Below are 19,583 nucleotides of genomic sequence, written 5' to 3' on the forward strand. Positions count from 1 at the left end.
CGCCCGGGCCCCCGCTGGGCGCCCCGGGGGCGCCACGGACGTGCGGACCACCCGGGCGGCCCCACCGGTGGGGGCGGCCACGCCCTTGCATTGCTTTTCCCGGTCTTCTTCGGCTGTCGGGCCCGTGAGGCTCAGTCGACGGTGCCGTACATCCGGTCGCCCGCGTCGCCCAGTCCGGGGACGATGTAGCCGCTCTCGTTGAGCCGCTCGTCGACCGCCGCCGTCACCACGGTCACCGGCGTACCCGCCAGCTCGCGCTCCATCACCTCGACGCCCTCGGGCGCCGCGAGCAGCACCACGGCCGTCACGTCGTCGGCGCCGCGCTTGATCAGCTCCCGGATCGCCGCGACGAGCGTGCCGCCGGTCGCGAGCATCGGGTCCACCACGTACACCTGCCGGCCCGAGAGGTCCTCGGGCATCCGGGTCGCGTACGTGGACGCCTGGAGCGTCTGCTCGTTGCGGATCATCCCGAGGAAGCCCACCTCGGCGGTCGGGAGCAGCCGCACCATGCCGTCCAGCATGCCGAGACCGGCCCGGAGGATCGGGACGACCAGCGGACGCGGGTGCGAGAGCTTCACCCCCGTCGTCCCGGTCACCGGGGTCTCGATGTCGACCTGTTCGGTCCGTACGTCCCGGGTGGCCTCGTACGCGAGCAGGGTGACCAGCTCGTCGGCGAGCCGCCGGAAGGTCGGGGAGTCGGTGCGCCGGTCGCGCAGGGTGGTGAGTTTGTGCGCGACCAGGGGGTGGTCGACGACGTGAATCCGCATGGCGTCCACAGTAACCGGGGGCCAAGGCGTTACGCGCTGCCAGGAACGTACGGAATGCCGGGAAGGGTCGGGAACGCACTGGCATCAACCCCCGTGAGCGAGGGAAGGTAGAAGGGCCCAGGACACGGCCTTGAGGCGGTGAGGCATCGATGAGTCGCGAGTCACCCCCGGACCAGGAGCCCGAGGGCACGGGCGAGAGCGAGACCGAGGCGGCCCGCCGCAGGCGCCGCGCGCAGTTCCTGCGGGAGCTGAACGAGGCCAAGGCGCTGCGCGAGCGCGTCAAGCCCCGGCAGGCCCGTGCGGCACGGATGCGCCAGCAGATGCGGATGCGTACGTTCCGCTGGTAGCCACGCCGGGCGCCACGCGGAGCCACGCCCGGCCCCGAGACCGGATCCCGCCGGGCCTCCGCACGCCCCGGGGCCCGGAGGAAGCCATCCCGTGAGCGGGTCGGAACAGGGGCCCAATAAAATGGCGCCACGACGCAACGGCGGAAGACCTCTCGCGAAGCGCCGGTTTCTGCCACGATTCCGAGTAGGCGGCGCCGAGCAGCGCACCGCCGGACCGTCACACCTCTGACCAGTGGGAGAGTCACGGTGTACTTCGCCGCACTGCTCGCTCGCACCGAAGACGGGTGGGAAGCGAGCGATACAGAGCTCGACGATGTGGAGACCTTGTCGGATCTCACCGACCTGGCCCGCGAAGCCTCGGTGGACGAGGACACGGTGCTCGTCTTCATCGAGCAGGAGGACGCCTGGTTCGGCATCCTCCGCGTGGAGGGCGAGGAAGATCCTCGTATCTACGTCTCCGACGCGGCCGCGGCCGCACGCTCCTCGTACGGGGAGATCCTCATTGATGAACTGCTCGGCAGGGACGACGACGACCCGGCCGACGACCTCGACGCGCTGGACCTCGACGGTACGGAGGACGGCGAACCGGACGAGTACGAAGGAACCGATACCGACACCGACCCCCCCGCGGCCACCCCCGACACCGTCCCGACGGGCGCCGTGGGCGACCGCGAGATCCTGACCGACCTGGGCCTCTCCGAGGCCGATCTGCTGGCGCTGGAGACCGACGCGATGGCCGAGATCGCGGAGGCGCTGGGCGCGGCGGAGGTACTGGAGGCCGTGCGCTAGGGGTCTTTCGTCTGGATCCGGCCAGACCCCGCGAGCCCCGCAAGATCCGAACGAGAGGCCCTCGATGCGGCCCCCGCACGACACGGCGCCCGACCCGGTACGCGCACCGTGGCCCGCGCCCATGCGCCTCGCACTGGACGAGGCCGCACGGGCGGCCGGGTCCGGTGACGTGCCGGTCGGCGCCGTCGTGCTGTCCCCGGACGGCACGACGCTCGCCACGGGCCACAACGAGCGCGAGGCGACGGGCGACCCGACGGCCCACGCGGAGATCCTGGCGATCCGCAGGGCCGCCGACCGGCTCGGCGCGTGGCGCCTGACGGGCTGCACGCTGGTGGTGACGCTGGAACCGTGCACGATGTGCGCCGGCGCCATCGTCCAGTCCCGGCTGGAGCGGGTGGTGTTCGGCGCACTCGACGAGAAGGCGGGCGCGGCCGGCTCCCTCTGGGACGTCGTACGCGACCGCCGCCTGAACCACCGCCCTGAAGTCATCCACGGCGTCCTGGCCGAGGAGTGCGCCACGCTCCTGACCACCTTCTTCCGCACCCGCTGACCCCTGACCGCCTATCGATTTCAAAGCAGGGCCCACCTTGGGCTAAGCTCTCTCTCGGTAGCGTGTCCGAGCGGCCGAAGGAGCTCGCCTCGAAAGCGAGTGTGGGGAAACTCACCGAGGGTTCAAATCCCTCCGCTACCGCTCTCACACCCTCCTGATCTGCGGAAACGCGATCAGGAGGGTGTTTTGCGTTTGGCCTCCACCGCGGCATGCCCCAGAGACGAGTGCCTTCGCGCGGGTGTTCCCTCCAGCCTCCGTCGGGTGCTGCGCGCCCCTGGGAGACCAAGCGCAGGCGGCCCTTCGTACCCGCGCGCGCCATTGGCCGCGCGGGGTGTGCCGGCGGGGATCACAGTGGGAGGGGCGGGAGTCCGGAGGAGCGGGAGGGCGTGGGATGAGTGGTCTGCTCCGGGGGCTGCCCGAGGCGCAGCAGCGGTTGTTGGGGGTGGCACCGGGGGCTGTGGAGTCGGCGGTGGGGCCGATGCTTGCTGTGCTCAGTGATCGGCGTGAGTTCGGGGCCGGGTGGATGTTCGAGCGGAAGCTCGACGGGATGCGGGTGCTCGGGACCCGGGACGGCGACCGGGTGCGTCTGTTCTCCCGTACCGGGCGGGGCGTATCGGGGAGTTTTCCGGAGATCGCCGAGGCGCTCGCCGGGCAGCCGAGCGACGGGTTCACCGTGGACGGCGAGATCGTCGCCTTCGCCCAGGGGCGCACCGACTTCGCCCGCCTCCAGCGGCGTATGCAGCTCACCGACCCGCGCCGGGCGCGGGCCACCGGGGTGGACATCACCTATTACGTCTTCGATCTGATCCGGCTGGACGGGATCGATCTGACCCGGCTTCCGCTGCGCACCCGTAAGTCCCTGCTGCGGCGCGCGCTCGACTTCCGGGCGCCCGTGCGCTTCACGCCGCACCGCAACGAGGGTGGCCGGCAGCGGCTCGACGAGGCGTGTGCGCGCGGCTGGGAGGGGCTCATCGCCAAGCGGGCGGACAGCCGGTATCTGCGGCGGCGCTCGCCGGACTGGCTCAAGCTCAAGTGTGCGAGCGGCCAGGAGCTGGTGATCGGCGGCTTCACCGAACCGGCCGGGGCGCGCGCCGGGTTCGGGGCGTTGCTCGTCGGTCACTACGACAGCGGGCGCCTCGTCTACGCGGGCAAGGTCGGCACCGGGTTCGACCGCATCACCCTGGTCCGCCTCCGGGCCGGGCTCGACGCGCTGGAGGTCGCCGCCTCGCCCTTCGCCTCACGGGTGCGGGAGCCGGGCGCGCACTGGGTCGAGCCGGTCCTCGTGGCGGAGATCGGCTTCACCGAGTGGACCCGTGACGGCCTGCTCCGTCACCCGCGCTTCCTGGGCCTGCGGCAGGACAAGGCCGCCGTGGACGTCGTACGGGAGAGGGAGGGTCCCTAGGGAGCGGCGGTGCCCGTCCGTTCCCGTACGTCCTCGACCACCGATGTGTCGAGCGCCGCCCGCACCAGGGCCGCGGCGAAGACCGCCAGGTCCGGGGCGGGCACCAGCTTCGCCAGGGCACCGGCGCTCGTGGGCAGGCCGAGGCGGCGCGCGCCCTCGGCGGCCTTGCCGTCGAGGTAGGGCTCCAGTTCGGGCCAGACCGCCTGGACCTCGCGCAGGAAGATGTCCGCGCCCGCGGGGCCGATCCCGGGGAGTTCCTGGAGGAGGTCCCGCATGCGTCCGGGGTCCCCGGCGGCCTCCTCGCGCAGCCGCCGCAGGTCGCCGCCGTACCGCTCGCGGACGAAGGCCGCGCCCTTGCCGAGGGTGGTGGACGTGCTCTCGTCGTAGCGCCGGTAGTGGCCCGCGCCCAGCGCGTCGACCCGCTGCTGCCAGGTGGCGTCCTCCATGCGGCGCGGGGTGCGCAGGTCCGCGGCGAAGAGTTCGTGGGCCGCGTCGACCGCGACCGAGGCGCGGATACGGGCGCTGAGGAGACAGGCCAGGACGAGCAGTTGGTAGAGCGGCCGGGGGGTGTCCTTGAGCCGGATCCCGGCCTGGTCCGCGTAGGTCAGGCCGTGGGTGTCGAGCAGTGCGCGGACGGTGTCGCGGCGCATGGCGGTGGCGCTCATGACGTCCTCCCTGAGCCGGCGGTACGACGCCTCCGACCCCGTACGCATTGTCCCAAAGTGTTCCGGTGGGCGCAGAGGCGCAGGTCAGGTGCGCCAGCGGGGCTATGAGCAGCAGCGGGAGCGTGCCCAGGGTGGACCGCACGTCTTCTGTCTTCGTGCGGAGTCCTGCGCCTTCCCGCGACGGCGAGGGAACGGGGAACGACGTTCGGCTGGAACGACCGGTCCGGTACACGCCCGTCCGGCCGTACGCCCGTGCCGCTCCCCGGAAGGCGCGTCATGTCCGGGCGCGCATCGCCTCCAGGGGGTGGGTCCGCAGGACGCGGCCCGCCGGGAGACGGACGGCCAGGACCGCCGTCAGGACCGTGAGCGTGACGATCGCCGCGAAGACCCACGGCGGGCCGGCCGGGACCGGGTCGGTGGTGAGGCGCAGGGAGAGGGCCGCCAGCGGGAGGGCCGCCGTGGCCGTGCCGAGGAGGACCGCCGTCGCCGCCAGGAGCGCGGTCTCCGCCGTCAGCATGCGGGCGATCTGGGCGCGGGTGCCGCCGGAGAGGCGGAGCAGGGCGAGTTCGCGGGTACGGGCCGTGGTGCTCGTGACCAGCGTCGTCGCCGACGAGAGGGCCACGTAGCCGAGGATCACCACGAGCAGCAGGCGGTTCAGCCAGTCCTGGGAGCGGGTCTGCGCGTCCTGGGCCGCCCGGAGGTCCGTACGGTCGCCCACCGCCAGCCCCGGATGGTCCTTCGACAGGGCGCGTACGGCCCCGGCCACCGCCGACCCGTCCGCGCCGGGGGCCGTCGCGACGAGGAGCGTGTCCGCGAGGCGGTCCGTGGTGTGCGGGAGGACGGTGGCCGCCGGGAGCAGGACGTCGCCGAAGCCCAGGTTGGGGCGGAACACGGCGACCACCCGGGGCTCCGTACGGGTGCCGTCGCCGAGGACGAGGCGCACCCGGTCCCCGACGCCCTTGCCCAGCAGGCGCGCCTCCGTACCGCTCAGCGCGACGGTGTCGCCGCGCAGTTCGTCCAGGGAGCCCGAGTCGGCCGGCAGGTCCAGCGTGCCGCGCAGGCCCGCCGCGTCGACGCCGTACGCCGTCGAGCGGGACAGCGGCTCGTCGAGCAGGGTCCGTTCGACCGCCACCACCTCGGTGGCGACCAGCGGGGTCACCGCCGTCACCCCCGGTGCGCGGCGGACCGCCGCCGCGACGTCCGGGGCGACCCCGTCCGCGCCCGTCACCACGTACGGCGCGACCGTCGCCGCCCGTGCCTGGTACCGCGTCGCCTCCGACAGCGTGGTCTGGCTGTAGAACTGGCTGCTCGCGAAGCCGATCGTCAGCGCCAGCGGGGTCACCGCCGCCGCCAGCCGCCGTGAGCCCGCCGCGCTGTTGGCCGCCGCGAGATGGCCCGCCACGCCGAAGCGGCGCAGCGGGCCCGCCCCGGCGGTCCGGGCGAGCGCGGCCGTCAGACGCGGGCCGAGCATCGCGACGCCGATCAGGGCGAGCAGCGAGCAGAGCACCGCGGGCACCGCGGCCGTGCTCTGCGGTACGAACGCCACCGCGGCCAGCGACACGGCCGCCAGCGCCAGCACCGCGTACCCGCCGGCGATCCGGCCGCGGCCGATGTCCGGGCGCTCCACCACGGACTCCCGCAGCGCCGCCACCGGGCGGATCCGTACCTGCTTACGGGCCGCGGCCCCCACCGCGAGCCGCGCCGTCCCCAGGCAGAGCAGGACGGCGGCCACCGCGGGCACCGGGCCGACCGACAGCGCGAAGCCCTCCTCGATCACCCCGATCCGGGCGAACCCGTCGCGCAGCGCCTGCGCCGCGAGATACCCGGGCACCACGCCGAGCAGCGCCGCCGCGCCCGCCACCAGCAGCGCCTCGGTCGCGAGCATCCGGTGGATCTGCCGGGGCGTGGCCGCCACCGCGCGCAGCAGGGCGACCTCGCGCCGCCGCTGGTGCACCACCAGCGAGAGCGTGCCCGCCACGACGAGCAGGACGATCATCAGGACGAAGCCGCCGAACGAGCCGGACACCAGGGTCAGTACGGAGCGCGACTGGGCCGCCCCCAGGAACTCGACCTCGCCGCGCTCCACACCCGCGCGCACCACCACCCGGTCGCCGTCCAGCCCCTCGTCCGCCAGGGCCCGTGCCACACGGTGCGTGAGCGCGTCGTCCGCGGACCCGCCGCCGAACAGCCCGGCCAGCCCGGCCAGCCCGCCCGGCGCGTCCGTCCGTACGCCCGGCTCCGCGAGGATCCCGACCGCCGCGACCTCCCGGGGGTGCCCGGAGAGGGCGCGCGCCCGGTCGTCGGTGAAGAACAGGGCCGACTGGCGCGGCAGTCCGTCGCCCTTCGGCGGCGCCGCCACCCCGGCGACCCGGTACGGTACGGCGCCGTCCGCCGTCGCGATCCGTACCGTCGACCCGACACCGGCGCCCGCGCGTCCGGCGGTCTCCGCGTCGAGCACCACCTCGCCGGGGCCGCGCGGGGGCGCGCCCGCGCGCAGCGTGTACGGGGTGAGCGGGGCCGAGCCCCAGCCGTGGCCGAGCATCGCACCGCCGGACGGGGCCGCAACCGTACGGTCGTTCGCGGCGGTCAGCGTCGCCGGGAAGCTGATCTCCCCGATCGCCGTGCGGACGCCCGGGACCGCCGCGACGCTCTCCACCGCCTTCGCCGGCAGCATCGCCCGCTCGGGCAGCGCTTCCACGACGTCGGGGCCTTCCGGCACCTCCGCCCTGACCGACTGGGCGGCGCCGACCACGACGGGGGCGGCCGAGTACCGCTGCGGGGCGATCCCGGCGAACAGTCCCGACTGGAGCAGCACCCCGCAGGCCGTCACGAGGACCGAGCCGCCGAGCACCGCGAGGAACGAGGCGACGAACTCGGTGCGGCGGGCGCGGATCGACTGCCAGGCGAAGGAGAGCGTGGAGCCGGTGGCGCTCCTGGAGTTCTTCACCGCTCCCCCAGGTGGGTCATCCGCGCCGCGACCGACTCCGGTGTGGGGGCGTCGATCTCGCCGACGATCCGGCCGTCGGCGAGGAAGAGGACGTGGTGCGCGTACGAGGCGGCGACCGGGTCGTGGGTGACCATCACCACCGTCTGGCCGAGCGTGTCGACCAGCCCGCGCAGCAGCCGCAGCACCTGCGCCCCGGTGTTGGTGTCGAGCGCGCCCGTCGGCTCGTCGGCGAAGACCACGTCGGGGCGGGTCACCAGCGCGCGGGCGATGGCCACGCGCTGCTGCTGGCCGCCGGAGAGCTCGTTCGGCCGCCGGTCCAGCAGCCCGTCGAGCCCGACCGCGGAGGCGATCTCGGCGAGCCGGGCGGGGTCGGCGGTACGTCCCGCGAAGCGCAGCGGCAGGGTGATGTTGTCGGTGACGCCGAGCGCGGGGATCAGGTTGTACGCCTGGAAGACGAAGCCGATCCGGTCGCGGCGCAGCTCGGTCAGGGCGGTCTCGTCGAGCGTGGACAGGTCGGTGTCGCCGAGCAGGACCCGTCCGGACGTGGGCCGTTCCAGGCCGGCCGCCAGATGCAGGAAGGTGCTCTTGCCGGAGCCGGACGGGCCCATGACGGCCGTGAACGCGCCGCGCCGGACGCCGGCCGTCACCCCGCGCAGCGCGACGACCTCGGCGGGGCCGCCCGGGCCGTCCGGGCCGTCCGCACCCGGCGTACCGCCCGTACCGCCTGAGCCGCGCGTGCCCCGTGAGCCGCCCGTACCGGCTGAGCCACGTGTGCCCCGTGAGCCGCGCGTGCCGGTGGAACCGCTCGTTCCGCCCCGGCCGTACACCGCCGTCGCCTCCTCCAGCCGTACCGCGAAGTGCGTCCGCGGCTGCGGCGGGCGCGCCCCTCCCGGCGCCTTCAGCCACCCCTTCGTCCCCATGCCCCGACCCTTCGTCCGTGCGCCGACAGTGCGGTCGAGCGCTGGACCGCGTCGACGTTCCGACGGTAGGGCGGGGCCATTGACACGAACCATCCCGCGCGTGCCATGATCGAAGGTAGAGCCCACTCCACCATGCGCGTGCCAGGGAGCAACCCCGACGTGACCGACCCCGCCCCGGGCAGCCGGCGGCCCCGGCTCCGGACATGGGCGCGGGAGATGCCCCGGCAGGTGAGGTTCCTCGCGATCGGCGCGGGGTCCGGCATCGCCGCCTGGTTCGCCCTCATCGCGCTCGTGCTGAGCGTCGCCCCGCTCGTCACCCTGCCGCTGCTGCCCCGTACCGCCCGGTGGGTCCGCCGCCTCGCCGCGTTCGAGCGGCGCCGTACCGGCGCGTTCCTCGGTACGCCGATCCCGCCGCCCGCGCGGGAGGACGCCGGCGCGGACGCCGACGTCGCCGCCGTGCTGACCAGCCCCGGCACCCGCCGCGACATCGGCTGGCTGACCCTCCAGGCCACGCTCGGCACGCTCACCGGGCTGGTGGGCGTCGGGGCTCCGGCCGGTGTGGTGCAGAACGTGGCGATCGCCGTGCTCTGGCCCGTCGTCCCCGGCGCCGGGACCACGCTGGACGTCCCGGTCGACTCGTGGGGCGGCGCCGGTCTCGCGCTGGCCACCGCCGCCGGGTACGGGGTGTTCGGGCTGCTCCTCGTCCCGCCGCTGGCCCGCTGGTACGCACGGATCGCCGCCGTGCGGCTCGCACCGCCGAAGACCTCCCTCGTGGCGCGTCTGGCCGAGGTCACCGCCACCCGGGCCGCCGCGCTCGAAGCGCACGGCACCGAGCTGCGGCGCATCGAACGCGACCTCCACGACGGGACGCAGAACCGTATCGTCGCCGTCGTCATGCACCTCGGCATGGTCGAACGCGCCCTGCACCGCGACCCGGAGTCCGCCCTGCCCATGGTGCTCACCGCCCGGAGCGCGGCCACCGAGGCGCTCGCCGAACTGCGCGAGGTGGTCCGCTCCATCTATCCGCCCGTGCTGACCGACCGCGGGCTCTCCGGCGCGGTCGCGGCGCTGGTCTCGAACTGCGCGATCGACTGCACGCTGGAGGCGGGGGAGCTGCCGCGCGCGCCCGCCGCGGTCGAGGCCGCCGCCTACTTCGTGGTCGCCGAGGCGCTCACCAACGCCGTCAAGCACAGCGGGGCGCGGCGGATCGCCGTGGCGCTCCACGCGGACGGCGACCTGCTCACCGTCCAGGTCACGGACGACGGCCGCGGCGGCGCCGACGAAGCCCTCGGCACCGGGCTCGTCGGGATCGGACGCCGCGTGGCAGCGTTCGACGGTACGACCCGGCTGACCAGCCCGCGCGGCGGACCCACCGTGCTGCGCGCCGACATCCCCCTGGGAGTGTGAGCCCGTGCGCATCGTGATCGCCGAGGACGACGCCCTGCTCCGGGCCGGCCTCACCCATCTGCTGCGCGCCGAGGGCATCGAGGTCAGCTCCGCCGTCGACAACGGCACCGACCTGCTGGCCGCCGTCGCCGCCGACCGGCCCGACGTCGCGCTCGTGGACGTACGGATGCCGCCGACCTACCGCGACGAGGGGCTGCGCGCCGCCGTGGAGGCACGGCGCAGGCAGCCGGGGCTCGCGGTGCTCGTCCTGTCGGCGCACGTCGAGGACAGTTACGCCACCGAGCTGCTGGCCGACGGCAGCGGCGGGGTGGGCTATCTGCTCAAGGAGCGGGTGGGGAAGGTCACCGACTTCCTGGACGCGCTCCAGCGGGTGGCCGACGGCGGTACGGCGATGGACCCGGAGGTCGTCGCCCAGTTGCTGGTACGCCGCCGGGCCGACGACCCGCTGCACAGCCTGACCCCGCGCGAGCGCGAGGTGCTGGGGCTGATGGCGGAGGGCCACTCGAACGCGACGATCGCCGGTCTGCTGACCGTCTCCGCGGGCGCGGTGCACAAACACATCGGCAACATCTTCACCAAGTTGGGGCTGCCCACGACCGACGCGGGCCACCGGCGCGTGCTGGCCGTACTCGCCTATCTGCGGGCGTGACCCCTCCGCGGGCCCGGCCTGGGGTGTACTCAGCACCACCCCGGTCACACCTGCAAGCCGGATGACGCCCGCACAGGGGCGGCGGGCAGACTGGAGACCTGCCGGGCCGCCATGGCCCGGCCGACCGCCCTGGAGGAGTTTCCGCATGCCCGAGCACGTCCCCGCCGCCGTCTCCGCCGCCCGCCGCAGCGCCCCCCGGAACGAGCGGGACGAGCGGGACCAGCACGGCGGCGACGTGATGCAGGGGCTGGTGGACGAGCTGGTGCGCGACGGCGTACGCCCCGCCGCCCTGGCCGCCACCCGGGAACGGGACGGCCGTACGCGGACGTACGCCGCCGGGACCGGCGACCTCGCGGCCCCCGCCCCGGCCCCCGCCGACGGGCAGATACGTATCGGCAGCAACACGAAGACGTTCACCGCGGTGGTGGTCCTGCAACTGGTCGGCGAGGGGGAGATCGGGCTCGACGAGCCGGTCGAGACCTATCTGCCGGGGCTGCTGCGGGGCGAGGGGATCGACGGGTGCCGGATCACCGTACGACAGCTCCTCCAGCAGACCAGCGGACTGCCGGAGTACGTCCAGGCCGTCGCGGGCGATTACGCCGCCTTCCAGCAGCGCTACCTGGAGCCGCGCGAACTGATCGCCATGGCCCTGGAGGGGAAGGCGTCCTTCGAGCCCGGCGAGCGGTGGGAGTACAGCAACACCAACTACATCGTCGCCGGGCTGATCGTGCAGAAGGTCACCGGCCGGCCGCTCGGCGAAGTGATCACCCAGCGGGTCGTCCGGCGGATCGGGCTCCGGCACACGTACTTCCCGCTGCCCGGCGAGATGACGATCCGCGAGGAGCACCCCAAGGGGTACCACCCGGGCCTGCCGGGCGAGCCGCTGCGGGACGTCTCGGTCTCCGACCCCGGCTCGGCGTGGGCGGCGGGGGCGATGGTCTCCACCAACGAGGAGCTGAACACGTTCCTCGTCGCGCTGCTCGACGGCGAGCTGCTGGAGCCCGCGCAGCTCGACGCGATGCGCACCACCGTCCCGGCCACCGGTCACCCGGGGGCCGGCGCCCGCTACGGACTCGGCCTCAAGAGCCAGCCGCTGTCGAACGGCGGCGTGTACTGGGGGCACGGCGGGGACATCCCGGGGTACGAGACCCGCGGCGGCGTCACGGAGGACGGCAGGGCCGTCAGCTTCGCGGTCACCGTCCTGCCCGGCGGGCTCTCCGACCTCCAGCAGATGGACGACGTGGTGGACAGCGCCCTCTGCCGCTGAGTCCGGGGCACGCATGACGGGGCAAGCCTGATGAGGGAAGCGTGACGGGGAAAGCCTGACGGGGGGAGCGGCATCGGGGGGGGGATGAAGCCGCTCCCCCCGGGGAACCGGCCCCTTGGGCCCGCACCGCGTCAGGGGGGAGTGCGCGGCACGGGCCCCGCAGAGGGGGGCCGGTTCGTCGCCCGCGGACTCTTGCCGGATCCGCTGGGCGCACCTCCATCGTGGGGCCCGCCCGGGTCCGCACCACCCGGCAAAGGGCCCGGACTTCCGGGCCCTTGGTCCATAAATGCCGTATCAAGGGAAAACCAGCCTCAGGCCATTGCCGTTCATACGGTTAGACTCTCGCGACCGCACGTGGGGAGACCGGGAAGGAAGCGGCCGATGGGGCAAGCGAAGAAGATCGTGCTGTACGGGCTCACCGTCTTCGTGCTGTACACGATCATCACCTCCCCCGACCGGGCCGCGGACCTCGTCCAGGTAGGGTTCGAGGGCATTTCGAGCGCCGCACAGGGCGTCGGGGACTTCATGTCGGCGCTCATCAACTAGGGCCTTCCGTCCGAGCCCGGACGGAAGAGCCCGGCCGCCGCCGGACGCGGCGCCGTCCGCCCCCCAAGGAGTGCCCCTTGATCCGCCACCTGGTCCTCTTCAAGCTCGCCGAAGGCGTCTCGCGCGACGAGCCGCGGGTGGAGGCGGGCGCCCGCGCCTTCGCGGAGCTGGGCGGGCAGGTCCCGGAGGTGGAGTTCTGGGAGTGCGCCTGGAACATCACCGACCGGCCGATCGCCTACGACTTCGCCATCAACTCGGCCGTCCCCGACCGCGACGCCCTCCAGCGCTATCTGGACCACCCCGCGCACCAGGCGGCCGTCGCACAGTGGCGTGAATTCGCCACCTGGGTGATCGCCGACTACGAGTTCTGAGCCGTTCACCCACCTCGCCCCACACCTCCCCGGTGTGGGGTTTTTGGGTTTATTACCCCATCTCACCGTCAACACGGTTTTTTCGGGTGCTTGCACACAGTGGACATGTCTTGTGATGCTATGACCGCTTTTGACGGATGAGTTGACGTAGTCGACCGCAAAGGGGTGGCGTCACCGTGCCGGCCAGTACTACGCCTCAAGTGCCGCCCCAGATCGAGACCGAGCGCAGGACCGAGCCCGAGCAGCGCACCTCGGCGCAGAGCCGCGGCGCGGACACCCGGGCGCTCACCCAGGTCCTCTTCGGCGAGCTGAAAGGGCTGGAGCCCGGCACCAGGGAGCACGCCCGCGTGCGCGGAGCGCTCATCGAGGCGAACCTGCCGCTCGTGCGGTACGCCGCCGCCCGCTTCCGCAGCCGTAACGAGCCGATGGAGGACGTCGTCCAGGTCGGCACGATCGGGCTGATCAACGCCATCGACCGGTTCGATCCGGAACGGGGCGTCCAGTTCCCCACCTTCGCGATGCCGACCGTCGTCGGCGAGATCAAACGCTACTTTCGGGACAACGTGCGGACGGTCCACGTACCGCGCCGCCTCCACGAACTGTGGGTCCAGGTCACCGGCGCCACCGAGGACCTGACGACCGCCCACGGCCGCTCCCCCACGACCGCCGAGATCGCCGAGCGGCTGAAGATCTCCGAGGAGGAGGTCCTCGCCTGCATCGAGGCCGGCCGCTCCTACCACGCGACCTCCCTGGAGGCCGCACAGGAGGGCGACGGGCTCCCGGGGCTGCTGGACCGGCTCGGCTACGAGGACCCCGCGCTGGCCGGGGTGGAACACCGCGACCTGGTCCGGCATCTGCTGGTGCAACTGCCGGAACGGGAACAGCGGATCCTGATGCTCCGGTACTACAACAACCTGACGCAGTCGCAGATCAGTCAGGAACTGGGCGTATCCCAGATGCATGTGTCAAGGCTTCTCGCGCGCAGCTTCGCGAGGTTGCGATCCGCAAATCGGATCGAGGCGTAGCCCCCAGGGGTAGAACCCCGGACCTTCCTCCCCTGTGACGAAATACCCCATACCGCACCCTTACCGGACATATCCAGCACTCACATGTCGACTTGTCACTACAGCGTGTTGCCGACATGTGACATTCTGCTGGAACCGCGTTTGCCGCGGCCTCGGCACCGGTATTCAGGTGGAGGCTGCGTTCCTCCGACGGGAGCGGCCGACGCGACCGTCCGCGACCTCAAGGGGGTGGCATGTCCGTAGAACAGGGCAGCTCGAAGGTGCTCACGCTCACGAAGAGCGCTCCCGCGCCCGATGCTCTCGACCATGTGGACCAGGACCATGTGGTCCAGCCACGGGCGTCCCAGCCGGAAGCCATCGACACCCGTACTCTGTCCCGCTCCCTGTTCCTGCGGCTCGCCGTGCTCGACCAGGACAGCCCGGAGCGCACCTACGTACGCGACACCCTCATCGAGCTGAACCTGCCGCTGGTGCGGTACGCGGCGGCCCGCTTCCGCAGCCGTAACGAGCCGATGGAGGACATCGTCCAGGTCGGCACGATCGGCCTGATCAAGGCGATCGACCGGTTCGACTGCGAACGGGGCGTGGAATTCCCGACGTTCGCGATGCCGACCGTCGTCGGTGAGATCAAACGCTTCTTCCGGGACACGTCCTGGTCGGTACGGGTGCCGCGACGGCTCCAGGAGCTGCGTCTGGCGCTCACCAAGGCCAGCGACGAGCTGGCGCAGAAGCTGGACCGCTCCCCGACCGTGCCCGAACTCGCCGCCGTGCTGGGCGTGTCCGAGGAGGACGTGGTCGACGGCCTCGCGGTCGGCAACGCGTACACGGCGTCCTCGCTGGACTCGCCCTCGCCGGAGGACGACGGCGGGGAGGGCTCGCTCGCGGACCGGCTCGGTTACGAGGACATGGCGCTGGAGGGCGTCGAGTACCGCGAGTCGCTGAAGCCGCTGCTCGCCAAACTCCCGCCCCGCGAACGGCAGATCATCATGCTGCGGTTCTTCGCGAACATGACGCAGTCGCAGATCGGCGAGGAGGTCGGCATCTCGCAGATGCACGTCTCGCGGCTGCTGACCCGTACGCTCGCGCAGTTGCGGGAAGGTCTGATCTCGGACTGAGGCACGCGGACCCCGCCCACCGTCCGGCCTTCGGGAAAGCACGGCTTTCCGGAGAAGGCGCCGGACGACGACGCGGGCGGGGTTCCGGCACGACGAACATGAGGAGTCCGACGGGTCCGACGGGTCCGCGGAGTTCCGCGTACCCCTCGATGTCACAGGCCAGGGTGACAAGGCCTCGGTGTCAGACGAAGGCCAGCCAGGCCACCACGGCCAGGACCACGACGGCCGCGACCACACCGACGATCACTCCGGTCTTCGGCCCGCTCTGCTGCGGAACCGCCTGCCGGCGCTCGGGCTCTCCGTCGTCGACAAACGCACGGAACATCTGGGTGCTGCCCGCCGGGTCAGGAGTTCCCTCGGGTCCCTGCGGGGCATGGGGGTTGTGTGCCATACGGCAGGACCCTAGCGAACCCGTGCGCCCCGCCCAACCCCGGGTTCGGGGCTGATGGCCGACCGAGGCCGTTCCGTACTCCATGATCACCCCGGATTCCGCCCGGATCCCCTCCCCGCCCTGCGCGCGATCATGCTCATGACCTCCCGCATGCGAAGCCTTTTGGGTTCCTTTACCGCGAAGAGCCCGATTTAGTTTGCCTTCAGCAACCAACTGATCCTATGGTCTTATGGTTGCCCTAAGCAACAAGATGTCGGGAGGGGCCATGGCGGCCGCACACAGCCAGTACGCGGAACTTTCCCGGCAGATCAGTGCCGTCGGAGCCGTCAAACGCAGCCTCGCGCGGATTCTGCCCGCCGACTGCCCGGGGGGCTCCGCCGCCGTACTGACCCTGCTGGAACGGCACGGCGAGATGCGGATGAGCGGACTCGCCGAGCTGCTGGCCGTCGACATGTCGGTGACCAGCAGACATGTCGCGCACGCCGCGGAACGTGGCTGGATCGAGCGGTTGCCCGACCCGGCCGACAAGCGTTCGCGCATCCTGCGGCTCACGCCCCCGGGGCGGGAACTCCTCGGGGAGCTGGACCGGCGGGTGACCGACATGTTCGCCCGGACGCTCGACGACTGGACCGACGACGAGGTCGGACAGCTCAACGCGCTGCTCGGCAGGTTGCGCAGCAGCTTCGGCGACTGCCGTGACCGGCACGACGTCCGGTACGACGACCGGTACGAAAGCCGGCCCGCCGACCAGCACGACCAGCACGACCGGCAGGCCCGGCACGACCAGCCGGACCGCGACCCGCAGAACCAGCACGACCGGCAGAACCAGCACGACACACCTGACTCATACGCCCGTACACCCATGCGGCAAGAGACGTAAGACAAGGAATCACATGGCTACGACCACACCAACGGGTGTGCGGGGCGGCCACGCCAAGCGCGGCGGCGACCCCGCCCCCGCGAACGGCACGCCGATGTCACACCGTCAGATCATGGAGGCGCTCTCCGGGCTCCTGCTAGGGATGTTCGTCGCGATCCTCTCCTCGACGATCGTCTCCAACGCCCTCCCCGAGATCATCTCCGACCTCGGCGGCGGCCAGAGCGCCTACACCTGGGTGGTGACCGCCTCGCTGCTGGCGATGACCGCCTCCACCCCCCTGTGGGGCAAGCTCTCCGACATCTTCAGCAAGAAGCTGCTGGTCCAGATAGCCCTGATCATCTACGTCCTGGGCTCCGTGGTGGCCGGCCTCTCGCAGAACGCCGCGATGCTGATCACCTGCCGGGTCTTCCAGGGCATCGGCGTCGGCGGGCTCTCCGCCCTCGCCCAGATCGTCATGGCCGCGATGATCTCCCCGCGCGAGCGCGGCCGGTACAGCGGCTACCTCGGCGCGACCTTCGCCGTCGCCACCGTCGGCGGCCCGCTTCTCGGCGGCGTCATCACCGACACCTCGTGGCTGGGCTGGCGCTGGTGCTTCTACGTCGGCGTGCCGTTCGCGGTCATCGCGCTGATCGTCCTCCAGAAGACCCTGAAGCTCCCCGTCGTCAAGCGCGAGGTCAAGGTCGACTGGGGCGGCGCCTTCTTCATCAGCGCGGCCGTCTCCCTGCTGCTCCTCTGGGTGACCTTCGCGGGCGACAAGTACGACTGGATCTCGTGGCAGACGTACGCCATGGTCGGCGGCTCGGTGGTGCTCGGCCTGCTCTTCGTCCTCGTCGAGTCGAAGGCCAAGGAACCGATCATCCCGCTGCGGCTGTTCCGTAACCGCACCATCACCCTCGCCTCGCTGGCCTCGCTCTTCGTCGGGGTCGCGATGTTCGCGGGCACCATCTTCTTCAGCCAGTACTTCCAGCTCGCCCGGGGCAAGTCGCCGACGATGTCCGGCGTCATGACCATCCCGATGATCGGCGGACTCTTCCTCTCGTCCACCATCTCGGGCCAGGTCATCACCAAGACGGGCCGCTGGAAGATCTGGCTGGTCAGCGGTGGCGCGCTCACCACGGCCGGGCTGGCGCTGCTCGGCACCATCCGGTACGACACCCCGTACTGGCACGTGGCCGTCTACATGGCGGTCATGGGACTCGGCGTCGGCATGATGATGCAGAACCTGGTCCTCGCCACGCAGAACCAGGTCGCCCCGCAGGACCTCGGCTCCGCCAGCTCCACCGTCACCTTCTTCCGCTCGCTGGGCGGTGCGGTCGGCGTCTCGGTGCTGGGCGCCGTGCTCGGCAACCGGATCACGCACTACGTCAAGGAGGGCCTGGCCGACCTCGGTCCGCAGGGCGCGGCCCTGGGCCACGCCGGTACGGGCGGCGGCGGCATCCCGGACCTCGCCGCGCTGCCCGCGCCGCTGCGCCCGGTCATCGAGGCGGCGTACGGACACGGTGTCGCGAACGTCTTCCTGTACGCGGCTCCCGCGGCGCTGGTCGCGTTCATCCTGACCCTGTTCATCAAGGAGGTCGCGCTGAAGACCCGTGCCGGGGACGACAGCGCCGAGATCACCCCGGCCACCGCGGAGACCGCCCCCGAGCCGTTCGCGGCGAGCGCGGGTGCGACCGCGGCGGTCGCGGTGCCCGCCGCCTCCGTGGCCCCGATGGGGTCGCTGGGCGCCGAACCCGCCCTCGCCGCCGCGCCGTCCGCGGCCCCGGCGGCCACCACGACGGCGCTGATCACCGCATCGGCCGGAACCCCCGGCTCCGTCGTGCGGGGCGCGGTGCTCGGCTCCGAGGGCGCCCCGGTGCCCCGCGCCGCCGTCACCCTGATCTCCCTCGCCGGACGCCAGTTGGCCCGCTCGGTCTCCCAGGCCGACGGCGGCTACGCGCTGGACGCGCCGGGCGCCGGCTCGTACGTACTGATCGCCTCCGCCGACGGCTTCCAGCCGCAGGCGTCCACGGTGGTCGTCGGCGACGAGCCGCTCGCGTACGACATCCTGCTCTCCGGTACGAGCGGCCTCACCGGGACCGTGCGCGCCGCGGAGAGCGGTGCGGCCGTCGAGGGCGCGATGGTCATCGTCACCGATGTACGCGGTGACGTGCTGGCCACCGGGAACTCCACCGAGCAGGGCGAGTTCGCGTTCGGCGAGCTGATCCCCGGCGCGGTGACGGTCGCGGTGAACGCGGTGGGCTTCCGTCCGCAGGCGCTGCCGGTGGAGATCGGCGGCCAGGGCGTCACCCGGGTCGAGGTCGCGCTCCAGGCGGGCGCCCTGGTCCAGGGCACCGTCCGGGCGGGCGCCGACCGGCGCCCCGCGCAGGACGCGCGGGTGACGCTGGTGGACGCGGCCGGGAACGTCGTCGCCACGGCGACGACCGGGGACGACGGGGCGTACGCCTTCGCCGACCTCGACTCGGGCGAGTACACGGTGATCGCCACCGGATACCCTCCGGTGGCCGGTGCGCTGACGGTCGCGGGACGCGGGATCGACGGCCACGACATCGAACTCGCGCACCCCGGAGCGTAGTTCCCCCTCCCGCGCGCGGGGTGTCGGGCCGTACCCTGCCCGACACCCCCTCGCCGGGGCCCTGTTGAGGGTGGCAGCGGGATCCGCATGATCGAGGAGAGAACAGGGATGGGACTTCGCGGACAGGTACGGACGCGGGACGGCTGGGCGGTCCAGCACGCGATCGTGACCATGACCGACATGACGGGCACACAGGTACTGCGGACGGGGGCGGACGAGGAGGGGACCGTACGCGACGACTCGCCGCTCGTGCCGGGCCCGTACACGGTGGTCGTCACGGCCGTCGGCTACGCGCCGGTCGCCTCCACGGCCCTGGTCACCAGGACCGGCCGGGCGGACCTCGGCACGGTGACGCTGGCCCGGCAGGGCGGCGTCGAGCTGCCGCCGCCGGGGGTGTGGAGCATCGACCCGGCGCACTCGTCGGTGGGCGCGGTCGCCCAGCACCTGGGGATCTCCAGCGTGCGCGGGCGGTTCACCGAGTTCGGCGGCCGGATCGAGATCCTGGACACCGGCGGCGGGCCCGAGCAGGCGCGCGTGGAGGCGGTCATCAACGCGGCGACCATCGACACCGGCAACGGACTGCGCGACAAGCACCTCAGGTCGCCGGACTTCCTGGACGTGGAGCGCTTCCCGGAGATCACGTACAGCGGTACGGGGGTGACCCCGGCGGGCCCGGACCGCTGGAAGGTGCACGGCCGGCTGGCGCTGCACGGCGTCGTACGGGAGCTGGACCTGGACCTGAGCTACCTGGGCACGGGCCCGGACCCGTGGGGCGGTGTCCGGGCGGCGTTCCACGCCACGACGGAGCTGCACCGCGCGGAGTTCGCCATGAACTACAACCAGGTGGTGCAGGCGGGCATCGCGGCCATCGGGACCACGCTCAGGATCGAGCTGGAGATCCAGGCGGTGCAGGGCGAGAACCTGCCCCAGGTGTAGGGACGCGGGAACGCCGACGGCCCCGGAGGTCCGCCTC

General features: G+C 72.6%; 18 protein-coding genes, 1 tRNA gene and 1 pseudogene. 15 read left to right on the plus strand and 5 right to left on the minus strand.

Going from position 1 to position 19,583, the window contains the following annotated elements; all coding sequences use genetic code 11:
• Positions 1–131: 131 nt before the first annotated feature.
• Positions 132–767, minus strand: coding sequence for a uracil phosphoribosyltransferase (upp, locus tag ACFXPK_RS24110; protein WP_384996979.1), 636 nt, complete (start codon positions 765–767; stop codon positions 132–134).
• 149 nt (positions 768–916) lie between these two features.
• Here upp and ACFXPK_RS24115 point away from each other — a divergent pair, with 149 nt between their 5' ends.
• From ACFXPK_RS24115 to ligD, 5 genes are all read left to right on the plus strand, one after another.
• Positions 917–1,114, plus strand: a complete 198-nt coding sequence (locus tag ACFXPK_RS24115; RefSeq protein WP_384996977.1) for a hypothetical protein — start codon at positions 917–919, stop codon at positions 1,112–1,114.
• Positions 1,115–1,360: 246 nt separating this feature from the next.
• Positions 1,361–1,903 (plus strand): hypothetical protein, encoded by a 543-nt coding sequence (locus ACFXPK_RS24120; protein ID WP_384996975.1) that lies wholly within the window; start codon positions 1,361–1,363, stop codon positions 1,901–1,903.
• Positions 1,904–1,967: 64 nt separating this feature from the next.
• Positions 1,968–2,453: a tRNA adenosine(34) deaminase TadA gene (gene tadA / locus ACFXPK_RS24125; RefSeq protein ID WP_384996973.1), complete on the plus strand. Its 486-nt coding sequence runs from the start codon at positions 1,968–1,970 to the stop codon at positions 2,451–2,453.
• Positions 2,454–2,509: 56 nt separating this feature from the next.
• Positions 2,510–2,594, plus strand: a tRNA-Ser gene (locus tag ACFXPK_RS24130).
• 250 nt (positions 2,595–2,844) lie between these two features.
• Positions 2,845–3,855, plus strand: coding sequence for a non-homologous end-joining DNA ligase (gene ligD / locus ACFXPK_RS24135; RefSeq protein ID WP_385078476.1), 1,011 nt, complete (start codon positions 2,845–2,847; stop codon positions 3,853–3,855).
• Here ligD and ACFXPK_RS24140 read toward each other — a convergent pair.
• From ACFXPK_RS24140 to ACFXPK_RS24150, 3 genes are all read right to left on the minus strand, one after another.
• The gene (locus tag ACFXPK_RS24140; RefSeq protein WP_385078479.1) at positions 3,852–4,520 is read right to left on the minus strand and encodes an endonuclease; all 669 of its coding nucleotides are present in this window, start codon (positions 4,518–4,520) and stop codon (positions 3,852–3,854) included. The two genes, ligD and ACFXPK_RS24140, sit on opposite strands and share 4 nt — an antisense overlap.
• 274 nt (positions 4,521–4,794) lie before the next feature.
• Positions 4,795–7,467: an ABC transporter permease gene (locus ACFXPK_RS24145; RefSeq protein ID WP_385078482.1), complete on the minus strand. Its 2,673-nt coding sequence runs from the start codon at positions 7,465–7,467 to the stop codon at positions 4,795–4,797.
• Positions 7,464–8,123: an ABC transporter ATP-binding protein gene (locus tag ACFXPK_RS24150; RefSeq protein ID WP_384997003.1), complete on the minus strand. Its 660-nt coding sequence runs from the start codon at positions 8,121–8,123 to the stop codon at positions 7,464–7,466. The genes ACFXPK_RS24145 and ACFXPK_RS24150 overlap by 4 nt, the downstream gene beginning before the upstream one ends.
• A gap of 423 nt (positions 8,124–8,546) precedes the next feature.
• Here ACFXPK_RS24150 and ACFXPK_RS24155 point away from each other — a divergent pair, with 423 nt between their 5' ends.
• From ACFXPK_RS24155 to ACFXPK_RS24185, 7 genes are all read left to right on the plus strand, one after another.
• The gene (locus tag ACFXPK_RS24155) at positions 8,547–9,794 is read left to right on the plus strand and encodes a sensor histidine kinase (protein WP_385078485.1); all 1,248 of its coding nucleotides are present in this window, start codon (positions 8,547–8,549) and stop codon (positions 9,792–9,794) included.
• Positions 9,795–9,798: 4 nt separating this feature from the next.
• Positions 9,799–10,443, plus strand: coding sequence for a response regulator (locus ACFXPK_RS24160; RefSeq protein ID WP_384996960.1), 645 nt, complete (start codon positions 9,799–9,801; stop codon positions 10,441–10,443).
• 145 nt (positions 10,444–10,588) lie between these two features.
• Positions 10,589–11,710 (plus strand): serine hydrolase domain-containing protein, encoded by a 1,122-nt coding sequence (locus ACFXPK_RS24165; RefSeq protein ID WP_385078488.1) that lies wholly within the window; start codon positions 10,589–10,591, stop codon positions 11,708–11,710.
• Positions 11,711–12,091: 381 nt separating this feature from the next.
• Positions 12,092–12,256, plus strand: a complete 165-nt coding sequence (locus ACFXPK_RS24170; protein WP_329828324.1) for a hypothetical protein — start codon at positions 12,092–12,094, stop codon at positions 12,254–12,256.
• Between the two features lie 77 nt (positions 12,257–12,333).
• Positions 12,334–12,627: a Dabb family protein gene (locus ACFXPK_RS24175; protein ID WP_385006966.1), complete on the plus strand. Its 294-nt coding sequence runs from the start codon at positions 12,334–12,336 to the stop codon at positions 12,625–12,627.
• 200 nt (positions 12,628–12,827) lie between these two features.
• A complete protein-coding gene (locus tag ACFXPK_RS24180; protein ID WP_385006964.1) occupies positions 12,828–13,652 on the plus strand; it encodes an RNA polymerase sigma factor SigF in 825 nt (274 codons plus the stop codon).
• Between the two features lie 233 nt (positions 13,653–13,885).
• A complete protein-coding gene (locus ACFXPK_RS24185; RefSeq protein WP_385006962.1) occupies positions 13,886–14,767 on the plus strand; it encodes an RNA polymerase sigma factor SigF in 882 nt (293 codons plus the stop codon).
• Between the two features lie 181 nt (positions 14,768–14,948).
• Here ACFXPK_RS24185 and ACFXPK_RS24190 read toward each other — a convergent pair whose 3' ends face one another.
• Positions 14,949–15,158, minus strand: coding sequence for a hypothetical protein (locus tag ACFXPK_RS24190; RefSeq protein ID WP_385006960.1), 210 nt, complete (start codon positions 15,156–15,158; stop codon positions 14,949–14,951).
• A gap of 229 nt (positions 15,159–15,387) precedes the next feature.
• Between ACFXPK_RS24190 and ACFXPK_RS24195 the strand changes: the two are divergent.
• The 3 genes and pseudogenes from ACFXPK_RS24195 to ACFXPK_RS24205 form a co-directional block, all read left to right on the plus strand.
• Positions 15,388–15,900, plus strand: a pseudogene (locus ACFXPK_RS24195) (MarR family winged helix-turn-helix transcriptional regulator); the annotation flags it as partial.
• A gap of 151 nt (positions 15,901–16,051) precedes the next feature.
• On the plus strand, positions 16,052–18,610 hold the full coding sequence (locus ACFXPK_RS24200) for an MFS transporter (protein WP_385078493.1): 2,559 nt from the start codon (positions 16,052–16,054) through the stop codon (positions 18,608–18,610).
• A gap of 108 nt (positions 18,611–18,718) precedes the next feature.
• Positions 18,719–19,546 carry a YceI family protein gene (locus ACFXPK_RS24205; protein WP_385008046.1) on the plus strand — a complete coding sequence of 276 codons (828 nt, stop codon included), beginning with the start codon at positions 18,719–18,721 and terminating at the stop codon, positions 19,544–19,546.
• The last annotated feature ends 37 nt before the right edge of the window (positions 19,547–19,583 follow it).

This window comes from Streptomyces sp. NPDC059142, from assembly GCF_042755665.1.
In the GTDB taxonomy this organism is placed as follows: domain Bacteria; phylum Actinomycetota; class Actinomycetes; order Streptomycetales; family Streptomycetaceae; genus Streptomyces.